We start from the raw sequence: 16,048 nt of genomic DNA on the forward strand, positions 1-16,048 counted from the left end.
CGGCGTCTTTGTCGACGATGATGGCGTCTTTTCCGCCCATTTCGGCAACAAGGCGCTTCATCCAGATTTGACCCGGCTTCACTTTAGACGAACGTTCATGAATGCGCAGGCCCACCGCGCGAGAACCCGTAAAGCTAATGAAGCGTGTTTTCGGGTGATCAACCAGGTAATCACCAATCACTTCCGGACGGCCTGGCAGGAAGTTGACCACGCCCACCGGAAGACCGGCTTCCACCAGCAGTTCATAAAACTTATAAGCAATCACAGGCGTTTGGCTGGCCGGCTTCAGGATCACGGTATTTCCTGTTACAATCGCGGACGTTGTCATTCCTACCACAATCGCCAGCGCAAAGTTCCACGGCGGAATAATAAAGCCAACGCCAAGCGGAATGTAGTCCAGATGGTTGTCTTCGCCCGGAAGATGGACGAGCGTCTGACGGCCACGGTCTTGCAGTTCGATCATTTGTCGGCCATAGTATTCCATAAAATCGATCGCTTCCGCTGTATCAGCGTCCGCCTCCGCGCGGCTTTTGCCGGCTTCGAGCATCAACCAGGCGGAGAATTCATGCTTTCTGCGGCGCAGGATGGCTGCGGCTTTGAAAAGATACCCCGCACGTTCTTCGGCCGGAACGCGAGACCATGTTTTGAACGTTTCCCATGCTGCGTTCATCGCTTTATCGGCCAGCGCCTGATCGGCAGCGGCTACGCGGCCAATTACCTCATGTTTGGCGGACGGGTTTATCGATACGATTTTGTCTTCGGTCATGATTTCCTCGCCGCCGATCACGAGCGGATAGTCGCGGCCAAGCTCAGCCGATACTTTCTCCAGCGCTTTGTTAATCGCTTTCATATTCTGTTCATCAGCGAAATTGGTAAACGGTTCAGGACGATATGGAATCATCGGAACAACCTCCTGTTGTGTAATCCTTCCAGATTTTATGTTTGATTCAAAATGAGTTCATTCTACTTTTGTTTGTATTGCAACAAGCATGCCAAAATTAAAATTACTTTCTTCATTCAAATTTTTTTCACTTAACTGTTAAATAAGTGTTAAAAAATATACAAATATGTAAATCGAATAGCATTTAATTTAAACAATTATGTAAACCTATTCCCTTTTCCTCCCCGTTCCATTGGAGACAATAACTTTCTTTCTAATTAGCAACCTGTTATACTAAAGTGTACATGTTTTATATGCATCCGATTCAATATATCAACATCCTTTTGTGGTTTGGGAGAAACGCTTCCCACACTACGATACAAATATCTAAATACATATTAAAAAGTGATGTATATAGTTCGGTTTGAAAGAAGGTCACTTTCATGGCAAGAATACTTATTTCAGGGTACTACGGATTTGACAACGCTGGGGACGACACGGTGTTGTACGGAATTATTACATCCCTTACAAAACATATGCCTGACGCGCAGCTTGCCGTCCTATCAAATACGCCGGCTGAAACACAGGCCCTGTTTGGAATCCCAGCATTTAACCGCTGGCGAATGAGCGCGATTATTCAACAATTGAAAAAATCCGATCTTCTTGTCATGGGAGGCGGGAGCCTGTTACAAGATGCAACAAGTCCCCGCAGCGTCATCTATTATCTCGGAATCGTCATGATGGCGAAAATGCTTGGAAAACCAGTCATTTTCTACGCGCAAGGAATCGGACCTATCACGCGGGCCATCAGCAAGCGATTGATCCGTGCGATTGTAAACCGTGTCGACGTCATTACGGTACGTGATGAACAATCGGGAGAAGATTTGAAATCGTTCGGAGTCGTCAAAGCCCCGATATATGTCACAGCGGACCCGGCAGTAACCATTAACCCCAGCCAGGTGGATACATCATTCGGACAAAATATAATTAAAAAGTATAAACCCGGCACTACCAAACCCGTAATGGCTATCTCGGTACGCGCTTGGAAGAATGAGCAACAATATAAAACCGCCATTGCCCGTTTCGCTGATGAAGCGCTGCGCAGGGGATGGGAAGTGTTTTTTCTTCCGATGCAGAATCCTGCCGACTTGGCTCCTTCAGCAGATATTATTAGACTAATGGAGGAACCAGGCGCTGTATTGATTGAAGAAAAAATGAATTTCAAGCAAATTTTTAGCTTTATTGGCGCGTCTCAGTTCGTGCTCGGAATGAGGCTCCACTCGGTCATTTTGGCCGCGGTCATGAACATTCCATTTGCAGGAATTTCTTATGACCCGAAGATGGATCGTTTTGTGCAACGCCTTGGTATGGAATCAGCGGGTCACATTAAGGGTTTGGAATACGAAACTCTGCTGGCTAATGTAGAACCTTTGCTAAATGACTTGACAGGCACACAAGAAAAAATCCGCCGCAATATTGGAGCTCTTATACAGGAAGCGGAGAAAAGTAGCCTCCTTGCCGTGGAACTTCTAAAACGGCGGCACAAGTAAAAATATGTCGAATGCAAGCGCGAAATTTCACTTCTTTTGCCTGTTTACCACTACTTTTGTAAGACGGGCAGGAATCAGCCAAAAAACAAAGAATTCCCCCTTCACATAGCAGTTTACCTGTGAAGGGGGAATTTTTATGAAGAAGTATGACCAGGCCAATGTGCAGATTTTGTTCGACCTGTTTTCCTGGAAAAAACGCGCCGGCGAAATCATTCGCTTCGAAATCACCGCGCGCGGCCGTTATTGGATCATTTCCTTTGTTTCCTGCAGCACGACATCATCCCACGAGCATCGGTTTGCAAGCTTTATAGGCGACAGCCATGATGAACTGTACACCTGGGCGCTTAATCTTCTGACCGAATTTACTTTGACATTTGATAAAAATGCAGCGTCTTTTCCAACCCCTGTCGCAGTGAATATTGAGGCTTCCAACCAAGCTTTTCTGTAGCTTTTGTATTATCCAAATAACTGTTCACAATATCGCCTTCGCGCGGGGCCTTGTATTTAACCGCGAGCGTCGTGCCAAGCACCTCGTTCATAAGTTGAATAAGCTGATTTACGCTTGTTTCCTGATTCGTGCTAATATTGAGGATTTCGTTATCTCCCCCAGCCAGAGCCATAATATTGGCTCTGGCTACGTCTTGTACGTACACAAAATCCCGCGTCTGTTCCCCGTCGCCAAATACAACTAATTCCTGGCCGGCCAGCGCACGGTCCACAAAAATGGATACAACGCCCCCTTCCCCTTTCGGATCCTGTCTTTCCCCGTATACATTCGCATAGCGGAACGCCGTATATGTTAGGCCATACAAATGGCGATATACATCAAGATAAAATTCTGGCACATACTTGGATACACCATACGGCGACAACGGATGTTTCGGATGTGCCTCATCGATCCCCATGTATTGTGGCTCCCCGTATACAGCCGCAGATGATGCGTATACAAATTTTCGAACGCCATACTGACGTGCCGCTTCCAGCAAATTGACCGTACCGACAATATTGGTCATTGCGTCTCCTACCGCATTTTTTACCGATACAGGAACAGAACTTTGCGCCGCCTGGTGAATGACAAAGTCCGGCTTTTCATTTTTAAAAACCTGTTGTATATCCGGTGACGCGATATTCATTTCATAGAATGCAGCCTGAGGGTTAAGCTGCATTTTTTTTCCTGTCGACAAGTCGTCGATGACGCATACCTCATACCCAGCCTCTAACGCCTGATCAACAATATGGGAACCAATAAAACCGGCCCCGCCCGTTATCAACACTTTCATTTTCTATTATCCCCTTTTTCTTTTTACTATTTTTCCAGAAAAACGTCCAATAATTTGTACTGCCAGCGGTTCGCGCATCATAACAAGCGTCGCGAAAAACACGCCTGCTCCCGCCGCAATCAAAAAGATAATATACATTTTTTGAACCCAAACTCCTTGAAACACAAGCAAAGAAGTCGCTGCATACAAACCAACTCCCATTACCGCAGCGGCAACCACCGTTTTCCCTGCCGTCATCCAAAACTCGCGTTGTACAAACGAGCCGATAGACCTGCGCAAAAAGAATGCAAGCAACAGCATGTTGGCTAACGAGCCGAGCGATGTGCCAAGCGCTACCCCTCCATGACTAAGATACGGAATCAACGCAAGGCTAAAAACAACATTGATGATAATACCCACAACGGCAGCGATAACCGTAATTTTCGTGTTTTCCATCGCATAAAATGCGCGGGTCAATAAATCGCGCACCGCCAGGAAAAACAGTCCTATTCCCATATATAACAGCGCCGTAGCCGTCAATTCAATGGACTGCAGATTAAATTCTCCGCGAGGCCCCGTGTAAAAAAGAAGCGAAACCAGTTCGTCCGGAATGATGGCCATCGCGACAGTAACCGGAACCAACAAAATAAACAAATACCGCATCCCTTCGGTAATGGACTGTTTCATCTTGTCTAATTCGCCTTTAGTAAAATATTCAACAAGATAAGGGTATATCGGTAGCGTAAACGCCGCAACAAAAATTGCCATCGGAAGCTGGTAAATCGTATTAGCATATCCAAGCGCCGCCACGCGTCCCGGGCCCAGTCCGGAGGCAAGCACCGGATAAATAAACGTATATACTTGCGTGATCAATGAGCCAAGCATGATTGGAAGAAATCGTTCACCGATTTTCTTCATTTCCTCGTCTTTCCAGCGGAAATCTGGTACAAACGAATACTGCTCTTTTTTGATGGAATATGCCATGGATAAGGCCGCGAACAAGAAGCCGAGCGTCGTGCCAATGGCTACACCATAAATATCGTAAAACGGAACGAACAACAGGTACGCCGCGCACACCACCACAGAGTTCACAACCGTGCTCATCTGTGGAATAAAAAATTGCTGATGCGCGTTCAACGTTGCCTGAAACACGCCAATGAGCGCGATAAATACGGCAGAAGGCCACATCATCTGAAGCATCCTCGTTCCCATTTCCAATTGCTGAGCGCGCTGCTCGGGCGTAATCGCTTCAGAGTTTTGCTGCATAAACGTCATTACCTGCATAATCTCGCGCGAAAATAGCATGCCGAACACCATAATGACAAAGTAAATCAGCGTAGTTACGGTCAACATTTTGCGGAACAGCGCCTGCGCTTCTTCCCGCCTGTTCTCAACCAGCATGCTTTTAACCGAAGGAACGAAAATGGCGTTTAATGCCCCTGGCACGAATAAGAAAATCATCGTTGGAATCGCGAACGCATATCGATAAGCGTCCACCGCGAAGCTGGTGCCAAAATGATAAGCGAGCAACGTTTCGCGAAGCAAGCCGACGACCCGCCCCACAAGCGTGACAATGATAATTACTGCTGCCGAGCGAAGTACGGTTTGTGCCATATGTACATATTCTCCTCACTACCTTCAATCTGTCTTATATCGCTTCCACATAAAAACACGGCTTCTTTCATACTATACCTGAATTGTGAAAAATCAACCCTCTTACATTGAACATCCTGCCACAGATGCGATATAATTGATACGATTTCATCGTTTAGCATGATGTTTTTAGTTGCTCTAGGGTCAGGAAGTGAACAGAGGATGTCCAAAATGAAAATATTGCATGCAATCGGCGGAGGCGAGTTTGGCGGCGCGGAGCAACATATTCTTGAATTGCTTGAAATTCTGTCCAGACACTCGGTCGACCCTGTCGTTGTATGCTTTTATAACGCTACCTTTGCCGAAGAATTGCGCAAACGAAACATTCGCGTTATTGTGCTCGATACATACGGACGTTTTGATTTCCGGTTGGTTAAGGGACTTGTCCGCGTGTTTCAGGAAGAGAAGCCGGACCTTATCCATTCCCATGGCGTTAAGGCAAATTTCTTCTGTCGAATCGCCGCCCGTTCCCTTCCCCGTGTGCCTATTGTCACGACGATTCATAGCGTATTGCGGTATGATTACCCAAATCCGCTGGCTTACTTCCTCGCCTCACGCATGGAACTGTGGACACGCAAATGGAATGATCATTATATCGCTATCTCAAATTCTATCAAGCAATCGCTTGAATCGGACGGTGTGAAGCCAGAAGAAATTACGCTTATCCATCATGGGATTCCGATTGAAGAATTTGCAATCGAAGAAGATGTAGCAACCATCCGCCGCGAACTGGGAATTCCCGAAAACGCGTTCGTGATCGGTACCGTCTCCCGCCTTGTTGCGGTAAAAGGATTAAACGATTTGATGCAGGCATTTATCCTGCTGGCAAAAGACTACCCTCATATTCATTGGCTGGTTATCGGTGACGGTCCGGAAAAAACTGTACTGCAAAACATGGCACGTGAAGCGAACGTGAGCGAACGCGTGCATTTTGCCGGTTTCCGCAAGGATGTGCCGCGCTGTCTGCAAGCGATGGACACTTTTATCAGCCCATCTTATTCTGAAGGTCTGGGCCTTTCGCTTTTGGAAGCGATGGCCGCCAAAAAGCCGGTAATTTCTACCATGGTTGGAGGAATCTCAGACTTTTTGGTTGACTACTTGAACGGATTGGTGATTTCAACGAAAAATCCGGAGGAAATCCGGCAGAATGTTGTGATCTTGATGGAAGACGAAGGACTGCGCACGAAGCTTGCGGAGGCAGGATACAAGACCGTAAAGGAAGAATATACGCTAACGCACATGGCGATGAAAACGAAAGAATTATACCGGAAACTTATCCGCGCAAAATAAACCCGCTTATCAGAGCGGGTTTTTCGTTGATGGAGTAAGAAGGGATGGTAATATCTTCGATTGTTTCTTACAACGACCAGGCTGTTGTGTAAAAGAAGTTTTGTATGATATCCTAGTGAAGGTTATGCTGGATGATTTTTTTTCATACCAAATAGGAGGAAGCATTCCATGAAAGCAATTGATCAAAAAGGACGAATTTTTGGTGTAATTAACATTTTGGATTTATTTCTTATTTTGCTTTTGATCGCGGCGCTGATTTTCGCTGGATTAAAATTCACAAAAAGCGAAGAAATTGCCATAGGGCCGACAACGCAAAAAGAAGTAACCTATGTCCTCTATAACAGCGCTGAGCACCCGTTTGTCGTCGATCAAATCAAAAAAGGCGACATCATTAAAGATAAAGACAAAGGCTTAAAAATCGGCGAAGTCGTTAACGTTGAGAAAAAGCCCGGAAAAGTGGCGGTTACAACCGCGGATGGCCGCATGGTTATGTCTACCGTCCCAGAAAAGTACTCCGTCTACATCACGGTGAAAACGAAAGCAGCCATCTCCGGTTCAACGGCTGTCGGTGAAGGGGACAATCCCCTGCTTGCGGGCAGCAAATTGACGATCAAAGGCCCACGCTACATGATCGAAACGCTTCTGACCGAAGTAAATTTAGGTGATAAATAATGAATGCGCGCGCTTTTTCTTTTACGTTAAAAGACGCGCTGATTACTCTGTTGCTTATCGCTGCCGCTATTATTATCTCGTTGAAAGCCTCCATGGCCGGTAAACTGATCATACCGTCAAAAGAGATGACCGTTGTACTCCGAATTGAAGGGCAGGAGCCTTCTTTTCATAAGTCAATCAAACCAGGTGACAAAATTTTTCAGAAAGGTCAACTTGAGCCATTCGGAACGGTCGTTGACGTTAAAACGAGGCCTGCGGAAAAATATTTGCCAGACGTCAACGGAAACTATTATTTGCGTTCATTTGACGCAGAAGAGGACGTTTATTTAACGATTAAAGCGCCTGGATTCGTCTCGTTGGACGGAAGACCGATTATTGATAACACATTCTTCCATGCGAATTTGTATTTGCCTGCTCATACAAACCAGGCTGTATTCGCGTCAAGAGTAATCAGCGTAAAATAAGAAGGTGAAAACTTGAAAAAAACGTCTTTTTATGAGTGGCTGACGCATAAAGTTATAGACGGGCTGATAGGGCTGATAGAAACATTCTCAGAAAAAGCGGGACAGCATTCCTTGCTGGCGCGCTTTAAGGCTAAATGTGAAAGCATCCAATGGCAATACGTGTTCTGGACACTATTTATTATGGTGTTCCTGCATGTATATGTTCTTCTTTTCCTAGAGAATATTGTGCTTATCATCGCCCTTGACCTTATTGCGGGAGGCTTGCTGCTTTTCCTTGGGCCAGAGCGAGTATGGCTTATCATCCGGACAAGCATCCCCGGTCGGTTGCTCATGCAATTGTTCGACCCAAATAAGTAGAGAACCGGGAGTTCGATAATAATGACGAAAACACGTCTTCTCATGGCGCTTGTGGCTGGCGTGCTGCTTGCCACAGGCATTGCGCAGTATAAAATAGCAATGGCCGGCGAGTTCGTGTTGATGGGGGCGTTTCTAGCGATTACGCTCTATAGAACGGAGTACGGATTGTATTTATTCGCTCTCTCGCTTCCCATTCTGACATATCGCCCGCTGTTGGCTCTCATTCTATTACTTGTGCTCATATTGTTCGTAACCAAGCAAAATTATGCGCAGATGAAAGCCAATCTAAAAAATCATCTGAATCTAGCTGTATTTTTATTTGTGGCTATTTTGCTTGTCACGGCGCTCACTTCAGTGAACGTTATGGAAAGTTTAACCCAATTTTTACTTTATTATTTTGTAAGTTTCGTGCTTTATTTGCTGCTTGTCATGAAGGTAGATTCGCGGGATGTGCTGTACCGCTTTATCGTCTGCCTGATCATCTCGGCAAGCCTCGTTTCGCTCTATGGTATATACCAATATTTCTTTACGATTGACTATACGAAAGCCGCGTGGATCGATGTAAGCAAAAACGAAGGCGCAAAACGAATTTGGGCTACGTTCGAAAACCCGAACCTATTCGTTCAATATTTGATTATGATTTTGCCGTTCAATTTTGCGCTCATTTTTTATGCGAAAACATGGGGCAACCGTATCTTATTTTCCCTTCAATTTGTACTCATTGCGCTTGCCGCATTCTTAACGTTGTCACGCGGCGGCTGGGTTGCCATGTTCGTAGCTTTAGTGATTGTTGCTACGATGATTAACCGTCGTCTGCTGGTTATAGGCTTAATTGCCGCAGCCATTAGCGTAAACTATTTGCCTGACTCGATTATTGACCGGATTCAAACAATTGTAAAGCCGAAAACCGACTCTTCAAGCGATTTCCGACTGCAAATTTGGAAAGCGGCTGTACCTATGGTTAAAGATTATTGGGTAACCGGGATCGGTTCTGACTTAACGACATTCAAAAAAGTATACGCTGATTACATGATGCCTGGCGTGCGTGCCAACCATCTTCACAATATTTATTTGATGAACTTTGTAACCGGAGGGATTTTGACCATTCTCCTGCTCTTCTATATGTTTTACCAGAGCTTGCGAACCGCGGTCGTTACTTTGTTCATAAATGACAAAAAAGACAGTCTGCTTTCTTATGTCGTCAAAGGGGGGATCGCCGCGGTTATCGCGATTGGCACCGCCGGTTTGACGGAAGATGTTTGGCACCAATACCGTGTAGACTTCATGTTCTGGATCGTACTTGCGATTTTGTCTGCTGCCTATAATTTAGCGCGTGCAAGGGAGGAACAACCGGAAAAATGAGAAAAACAAAGTCAATTGCCGAGATCGGTGTCTATCCCCCCCCAGCCGGGGGGATTTCTGTTCATGTGGAACGTCTGTGCGATACGCTTGAACAGAAGCAAATTCCTTTTATCATCTACGACGGCAATGGAGAAAACGGAGAAAAAAAGCGGGCCGTTGTGCCGATTCCAGAGATTGAAAAATGGGCATGGAAGTACTTGTGGCAAAAAAACGAAGACATCATCCATAATCATTTCTTGCGCTGGCAAATACGCTTTACGCTGTCCCTGTTAAAACTCAAAGGCAAAAAGATCGTTCATACCGTTCACAGTTTGCGCAATGATGGCACACAACTGGGACTTGCGCAAAAGGTAATGGTGTTTCTTACCGGCCTGCTGTCAGATCATTTTGTGGCCGTAAGCGAAGAAGTGAAAGAAAAGCTGCTGGAGCTACGCATTCCAGAACGGAAGATCTCCGTCATTCCGGCGTTCATTCCGCCAACCACTGACCTAGAAAGCGATATAAAAAAAATTCCCGACTATGTGCTGAAAACATTCACTAAATACCCGCAGGTAATTGTTGCAAACGGTGGCGTAGGCAATCTTTATAATGGCGAAGAATTATACGGCCTTGATTTATGCATTGACATGTTTACTAAATTGGCGCGTGAAAATAAGAAGCTGGCGTTCGTATATTGCATCACACATATAGGGGAGCAGGCCTTGCTGGAACAATATACGGAACGTATCGCGGCGCATGGCCTCGAAGAAAGGTTCTTGCTGGTGCAAGAGAAAATCCCGTTCTATCCGCTTATTCAAAAAGCCACACTATTCGTTCGGCCGACCGCGAGTGACGGAGATGCCATATCCCTAAGAGAAGCGATATATCTTGGTACACCAGCGATCGCAAGCGATGTAGTCAAACGCCCGAACGGTGTCATTACATTTGTCAACCGCGATGCAGATGATTTTACAAAAACGTGCCGTGAAGTGCTGTACGCACCACCTACCGATTTGCTTCAGTACAGGCAAGAACAAGAGCGATACGTAGAGCAACTGCTTGATATCTTGCTATAACAACATCCGCCTTTTCTTCCTCGACTTCGTTGATTTTCTACGAGGATGCGTTATCTGTCGATACCGCTTCAGCAAAAGTGGCGACCGCTTTTTCACTTTTACAGAAAATGCTGCCCTTCATCCCACGATGAAAACCGTGGAATGAAGGGCGACGTTGCTCGGGAATCCCTTCATGGGGATGCTTAGAGCAACCATTTCCTGTAGAATCAAATTCCATGAGCAGTGCTCATCCTACTGGTCACATGTTCCTGTGGATGTCATGGTATGAGGTTCTGGTAGCGAGCGGAAACGGACTGCGGACGCTAACGACCCAAGAATCCCGCGTCTTCAGCTGTGTGGAGCTTCAATTTATTGCTTTTTCCGTCCGGCTTCGATAAGCAAACGAGCCAGTCTGCGGACACCTTCCTCAAACTCCGCCGGCGACGCGTAAGCGTAAGAAATCCGCAACCGCTCCCTTTCTCCAGGATCATAAATATTTCCCGGGTTTAACAGAACACCCTGCCTGAGCGCAGATTCGAACAACTTTTGAAGCGGCGGTGCTATGAGAAGGCGCAACCAGACGTAGAAACCACCGGCTGGCGCTTCCCAATCGGCCAGCCCTTTCATATATTTTTCAAGAACTGTAAGCGCCATTTCTCGCCGTGTTCTTAACTGTTCACGAATACGTGTAAGATGCTCCCCATATAATCCGCTTGTTAACCATTCTTTTGCCACCCACTGTGACAACGAGCTCGAACCGTAATCGGTTTGCATTTTAATATCGGCCAGCCTCCGAATTACCGGCTCCGGTCCGATAATCCACCCGATTCTCAATCCGGGGCTCAGCGTTTTCGAAAGGCTGCCTATATAAAGGACAAGCCCGTTTTTATCGCGCGCTTTCAACGACGCTGGCGGTTTTTCATCCAACCAAAGTTCCCCGTAAACATCGTCCTCGATAATAGGCAATCGTTCATGTTCACAGGATAGCATAAGCTGCTGCCTTGCTTCTTCCGACATTACTTTTCCGGTCGGATTGTGAAAAGAAGGAATCGTATATAATAAAGCCGCTTCGTGTTTGTGCTTATAATGTGACAAACGCGCTGGAATCATTTCCGGCTTTTTGATTTCCGGGATACCAGCAAGTCTTATCCCTGCCGACTGAAAAACACGCATGGAACAAAGGTAAGAAGGTTTCTCAAGCAAAATGGCTGAGCCGCGAGGCAATAAACCGATCGAAATGAAGTGCAGCGCCTGAAGCGCGCCGGACACGATGAGAATCGCAGAAGGCGAAGCCTGTATGCCAAATAGGCGTACGTGCTGACTCACGGCTTCCCTGAGCTCATATAACCCCAAAGGCTCCTCATATCCCAACGGTCTCATTACTCTCGCCGTTCTTTCCAATACAAGCGCCATCATTTCAGAGGGAAACATGTCCGGCGACATCTCTCCCGTGCCAAGCCGAATCGTTCCTGGGACAAACTCTGCTTCATTGATCCGTTGAATCATGGAAAGATTCGGCCGATGTGCCCCGGCCTCGACGTACGCTCGCCAATCCGGGGGAGCGGAGGCCGCCAGCAGCGTCCATGTATTATTTATAACCCTTGTTCCACTTCCCCTTTTTCCTTCGATTAATCCTTCTGCCGCCAATTCAGCAAACGCGTTCGTTACTGTGCTTCGGTTGACGCCAAACTGCTCCGCCAACGTTCGTTCCGGCGGAATTTTATAACCTATGGGCCACTCTCCACGTGCGATTTTTCCCCTTATATAGTGGATAATTTGCTTGTATAGAGGAACACCGCTTTGTCCATCCGGTTTCCACTCCACATTTTTCATCATGCTCTTCTCCTTCTTCTTCTCGCTGCGGCACACAATTGGCCGGCTCCTGTTTGCTTTCATTGGCTGGAGACACCTTTTGCTTAAGCCTATATAATCAAATTATCATATTTCAAAGGAAGGTGAAGAAAGACGTGTTACAAGCATTCTTACACGGAATGCTTCTAGCGTTTGGGCTCATTCTGCCGCTAGGGGCACAAAATGTTTTCGTATTTACGCAAGGAGCGACCCAGCCTTCGCTTGTGCGAGCATTACCGGTTATACTGACGGCTTCTCTCTGCGACACTCTTCTGATTGTACTGGCGGTGCTGGGCGTCTCCCTTATCGTGCTTACATTCAGTTGGTTAAAAACACTTCTGTTTGCGGCAGGTATTCTTTTTCTATTGTATATAGGATGGATTACATGGCGAAGTGACAGCCATATAAAAAACGGCGAACAGATGAGTCTGCCGCCGAAAAAACAAATCATGTTCGCCGTCTCCGTATCGCTGTTAAATCCGCACGCCATTCTTGACACGATCGGTGTTATCGGTACAAGTTCACTCGGATATACAGGCGGAGAAAAATGGGCGTTCACTCTTTCTTGTATTCTGATCTCTTACCTCTGGTTTTTCAGCCTAGCCATCGCTGGCCGTATTCTCGGAACGTTTGATAAAACAGGGCGCTGGATGAAAGCGGTAAACCGCATATCCGCGTTGCTCATCTGGGGTGTTGCCTGCTATATGGCTATACAATTGCTTACCATTTAGCCGCAAGCAGCTCTTCCATCAGTTCGCCCAGCATCCGCGCTTGTACTTGACGGTTGTAAATCGCCAGATCCCCGTCTTCGGCGCGCCGCAGAATCTCGCCAGCCCGATCCGCCTGGCAACCAGGGTTTTCTTTCCATTGTTCATACATACGCAAAAACGCCTGCTTAATCTCATCTTTATTGAGCGGGTTTACCACTTCGCCTAAATGAAACTTGCGGATAATCTTCGTCGATTCGCCTTCGACGGACAGCGCCAAAATTGGGTGCCCGATGGCCATGTATTCGTATAGCTTGCCCGGAATGTATACACCGGAACCGGGAGCGGTATCCCCGATCAGCATGAGCACATCGGCCCCTTTCATCATTTCCAGCGCTTTTTTATGCGGAAGATTTCCTTGGATGTCCACGATGTCCTCCAGGCCGAGCCGCCGCACACAATCAATATTATCGCTGTACCCCGGATAATCGAACACCCCGGCAAAGCGCAGCACAATGCTGGCACGATCCACTTTCCCCTCCTGAATAAGTTCAGCAACCGCCTGCAATAAAAGGCGTGGATTCCGCTCTTTATAGAAGATGCCGGGGTATGCAAGCGTAAATTTCCCGTCTTCAGGCGGCGTAGCAATATCCAGGTAATCATTAGGATCGAATCCGTTATGAATAACCTCCATACGCTTGATTTCCTTACCAAACTTCTTCATAAAGTTCTCGGCGAATCCGTGTGTCACTGTCGTAATCGCATCCGCTTCTGCCATAACGCTACGCTCCATCCTTTCTTCCCATGCTTCGCGCCACGCCACCCCGGAACGATGCATGTTCTGTGTCCACGGATCGCGGAAATCAGCAATCCACACAACGCCTGTCTTTCGCTTCAAGCTGCGACCTACCAGATGATTTGTGTACGGCCCGGATGTGGAAAACATGATCGGAATATTATGTTTTTTGATCACTTCTTCCCCCAGCTTCACCGCAAACGGCATCCAGCCAATCATATCATCAGGAATCATTAACGTGTTTTTAATTTTTTTCAGCATCGGCACAACTTTCTGCCTTACCGCCTGCCTCAGTCCTTCGCCCGTTTTAACCGCCGCTGCTTCCTGACTCCTATCGCGTTTTGGAGATTCTTTCTGCGGCGGGCGCATCTTTTGCACCGGATTCCACTCTTGCGCTCGATGTATGATAACGTTCTCCGGAAGCTGACGCAAAAGGGAATCATCCCGTGTTGCATAGTATGTATCATCCACGGTCAGCACGTGTACTTCCCAGCCATCCTCGGCCAGGTATTTTGCCATTTTGAGGGCACGGGGCACTCCGCCGCCGCCAATGGGCGGAAAGAGATACGCCACCAGCAACATTTTTCTGCTCGCCTTCATTCCGAAACATCCTTTCATATAGGAAAAACTCGCGGGCGTTGCCGCTCGTCCTTTTTCCTCAAAAAAGTACGGGCGGGCACGCTCTGCGAGTTTTTTTCAGTCAAAATAAAGGAAACCGTGTCTTATACCCCATTTCCTAAATACGAACTAGCACCGCTTTTTCCGCTACGCCGCGTGGCACGCGGTTCTTACTATCTAGAATCACCGGATTATCGTTCATCCACCCGATAAGTTGGTTCCAATCAATGTCAAGAAATTCCTTCTGCGCAGTAACATAAATGAGCGCATCCGCATCCTCTACCGCTTCCTTCAGGCTGGATGCTTTATAATCATACGTTGCTGGTACGGCTGGATCGTACGCCACCACATCCGCACCCGCTTCTTTAAGCAATTGAACGAGGTGGTGCGGCGGGCTAATCCGGTCATCATTCGAAAAATCTTTCATTGCAAGACCCAGCACGGTGATTTTACTTGCGGCCAGCGTTTTGCCTTGCTTGTTCAATTCGGCTTCCGCCATGTCCACCAGAACTTGCGGTACGCTGTCATTAATCTGGCGCGCCATTTCAAGCAGTTTAAGGTCAACCCCCAACTCTTTCGCCTTCGGCAATAGATAATATAAAGCATTCGGCAGGCAGTAGCCGCCGACGCCCGGGCCCGGTGTCAGCAGATTTACGCGGGTATGCGTATTGGCCACACGGATTAATTCAAACGTATCGATACCCGCTTTTTCCGCAAAACGGGCAAACTGCTGCACCATCGCAATATTAACATCACGTTGGACGTTTTCGATTACTTTGGACGTTTCCACAACCTTAATGTCAGAAATCGTAATTTCCGCTTCCGTCACAAACGCCAATACTTCGCGGGCGCGCTGCGTGCTCGCCTCATTCACGCCGCCTAGCGCAAGCGGCATATGGATAAATTCTTCGAATGCCCGCCCTTCCGCAATCCGCTCCGATGCATATGCGAGATAAAAATCCTCACCGGCTACAAGCCCGCTCTTTTCAAGCAACGGCTTGACAACTTCCTCCGTCGTACCCGGAATAACCGTACTGCGGAGAATAACTGTATCCCCTTTTTTCAACACTGCTGCCAGCGATTCGCACGCAGATATCAGGTAATGCATCTGCGGATCGCCATTTTTTACCGGGATACCAACAGTAATGATGTAGTTATTTACTCTAGCAGCCGCTTCTTCATAGCTGGTTGTCGCGATAAATCTTCCAGCCGCAAGCTGATCCTGAAGAATTTGCGCCAGCGATTTACCTTCGAAGTATTCCTGATGGTGGGATTTCCCTCTATTAATTTCTTGCACAAGCACTTCGCTTATATCAATACCTACTACATTCGCCCCTTTGCGGGCATAGCTTAATGACAACGGCAGGCCGATAAAACCTAGGCCGACAACCGCAATATCCAAAGATTTTCCCATGATAATCTCCTCCGACCTCTCGCTATCCAAACATAAACGTAATTATTTTATCACAAACATAAGAAAAGAGCGATCGTTACCTCTCGCCTTTACATCTTCGCTTTATTTATTATTGAAACACCGCAAAATATAGAATGCCGA

Annotated in this window: 16 protein-coding genes; 9 read left to right on the forward strand and 7 right to left on the reverse strand. The window is 46.9% G+C overall.

The window, feature by feature from the left end:
* Positions 1-901: aldehyde dehydrogenase family protein (locus tag BLR88_RS13830; protein WP_139184982.1), on the reverse strand; the 901-nt coding region annotated here is incomplete at its 3' end.
* A 422-nt stretch (positions 902-1,323) separates the two neighbouring features.
* Here BLR88_RS13830 and csaB point away from each other — a divergent pair.
* Together csaB and BLR88_RS13840 are read left to right on the forward strand one after the other, a co-directional pair.
* On the forward strand, positions 1,324-2,430 hold the full coding sequence (gene csaB, locus BLR88_RS13835; protein WP_057897808.1) for a polysaccharide pyruvyl transferase CsaB: 1,107 nt from the start codon (positions 1,324-1,326) through the stop codon (positions 2,428-2,430).
* Positions 2,431-2,566: 136 nt separating this feature from the next.
* Complete coding sequence (locus tag BLR88_RS13840; RefSeq protein WP_091260929.1) at positions 2,567-2,878, forward strand: hypothetical protein; 312 nt, start codon at positions 2,567-2,569, stop codon at positions 2,876-2,878.
* On the opposite strand, the gene BLR88_RS13845 is transcribed toward BLR88_RS13840, so the two are convergent.
* On the reverse strand, positions 2,793-3,710 hold the full coding sequence (locus tag BLR88_RS13845) for an SDR family oxidoreductase (protein WP_057897807.1): 918 nt from the start codon (positions 3,708-3,710) through the stop codon (positions 2,793-2,795). The two genes, BLR88_RS13840 and BLR88_RS13845, sit on opposite strands and share 86 nt — an antisense overlap.
* Before the next feature lie 6 nt (positions 3,711-3,716).
* A complete protein-coding gene (gene murJ, locus BLR88_RS13850; protein ID WP_057897806.1) occupies positions 3,717-5,303 on the reverse strand; it encodes a murein biosynthesis integral membrane protein MurJ in 1,587 nt (528 codons plus the stop codon).
* Positions 5,304-5,513: 210 nt separating this feature from the next.
* Between murJ and BLR88_RS13855 the strand changes: the two genes are divergently transcribed.
* The 6 genes from BLR88_RS13855 to BLR88_RS13880 all read left to right on the forward strand — a co-directional run bounded on the left by BLR88_RS13855 (position 5,514) and on the right by BLR88_RS13880 (position 10,542).
* On the forward strand, positions 5,514-6,632 hold the full coding sequence (locus BLR88_RS13855; protein WP_162264997.1) for a glycosyltransferase: 1,119 nt from the start codon (positions 5,514-5,516) through the stop codon (positions 6,630-6,632).
* A 168-nt stretch (positions 6,633-6,800) separates the two neighbouring features.
* Positions 6,801-7,304 carry a DUF4330 domain-containing protein gene (locus BLR88_RS13860; protein ID WP_057897804.1) on the forward strand — a complete coding sequence of 168 codons (504 nt, stop codon included), beginning with the start codon at positions 6,801-6,803 and terminating at the stop codon, positions 7,302-7,304.
* On the forward strand, positions 7,304-7,768 hold the full coding sequence (locus BLR88_RS13865) for a DUF4330 family protein (RefSeq protein WP_057897803.1): 465 nt from the start codon (positions 7,304-7,306) through the stop codon (positions 7,766-7,768). The genes BLR88_RS13860 and BLR88_RS13865 overlap by 1 nt, the downstream gene beginning before the upstream one ends.
* Before the next feature lie 12 nt (positions 7,769-7,780).
* Positions 7,781-8,125: a hypothetical protein gene (locus BLR88_RS13870; protein ID WP_057897802.1), complete on the forward strand. Its 345-nt coding sequence runs from the start codon at positions 7,781-7,783 to the stop codon at positions 8,123-8,125.
* A 21-nt stretch (positions 8,126-8,146) separates the two neighbouring features.
* Positions 8,147-9,487, forward strand: coding sequence for an O-antigen ligase family protein (locus BLR88_RS13875; protein WP_091260931.1), 1,341 nt, complete (start codon positions 8,147-8,149; stop codon positions 9,485-9,487).
* On the forward strand, positions 9,484-10,542 hold the full coding sequence (locus BLR88_RS13880; RefSeq protein WP_091260932.1) for a glycosyltransferase family 4 protein: 1,059 nt from the start codon (positions 9,484-9,486) through the stop codon (positions 10,540-10,542). The genes BLR88_RS13875 and BLR88_RS13880 overlap by 4 nt, the downstream gene beginning before the upstream one ends.
* 37 nt (positions 10,543-10,579) lie before the next feature.
* Here BLR88_RS13880 and BLR88_RS13885 read toward each other — a convergent pair whose 3' ends face one another.
* Together BLR88_RS13885 and BLR88_RS13890 are read right to left on the reverse strand one after the other, a co-directional pair.
* On the reverse strand, positions 10,580-10,759 hold the full coding sequence (locus tag BLR88_RS13885) for a hypothetical protein (protein WP_091260934.1): 180 nt from the start codon (positions 10,757-10,759) through the stop codon (positions 10,580-10,582).
* A 131-nt stretch (positions 10,760-10,890) separates the two neighbouring features.
* A complete protein-coding gene (locus tag BLR88_RS13890; protein ID WP_322787671.1) occupies positions 10,891-12,417 on the reverse strand; it encodes an aminotransferase-like domain-containing protein in 1,527 nt (508 codons plus the stop codon).
* 71 nt (positions 12,418-12,488) lie between these two features.
* On the opposite strand from BLR88_RS13890, the gene BLR88_RS13895 reads away from it, so the two are divergent.
* Entirely contained in the window at positions 12,489-13,103 is a 615-nt protein-coding gene (locus tag BLR88_RS13895) for a LysE/ArgO family amino acid transporter (RefSeq protein ID WP_091260936.1), read from the forward strand.
* On the opposite strand, the gene BLR88_RS13900 is transcribed toward BLR88_RS13895, so the two are convergent.
* Both BLR88_RS13900 and BLR88_RS13905 read right to left on the reverse strand, forming a co-directional pair.
* Positions 13,093-14,475 (reverse strand): glycosyltransferase family 4 protein, encoded by a 1,383-nt coding sequence (locus tag BLR88_RS13900; protein WP_091260938.1) that lies wholly within the window; start codon positions 14,473-14,475, stop codon positions 13,093-13,095. The two genes, BLR88_RS13895 and BLR88_RS13900, sit on opposite strands and share 11 nt — an antisense overlap.
* A gap of 136 nt (positions 14,476-14,611) precedes the next feature.
* A complete protein-coding gene (locus BLR88_RS13905) occupies positions 14,612-15,907 on the reverse strand; it encodes a nucleotide sugar dehydrogenase (protein ID WP_091260940.1) in 1,296 nt (431 codons plus the stop codon).
* Positions 15,908-16,048 lie beyond the last annotated feature (141 nt).

This window comes from Aneurinibacillus thermoaerophilus (genome assembly GCF_900099925.1).
Taxonomy (GTDB): Bacteria; Bacillota; Bacilli; order Aneurinibacillales; family Aneurinibacillaceae; genus Aneurinibacillus; species Aneurinibacillus thermoaerophilus.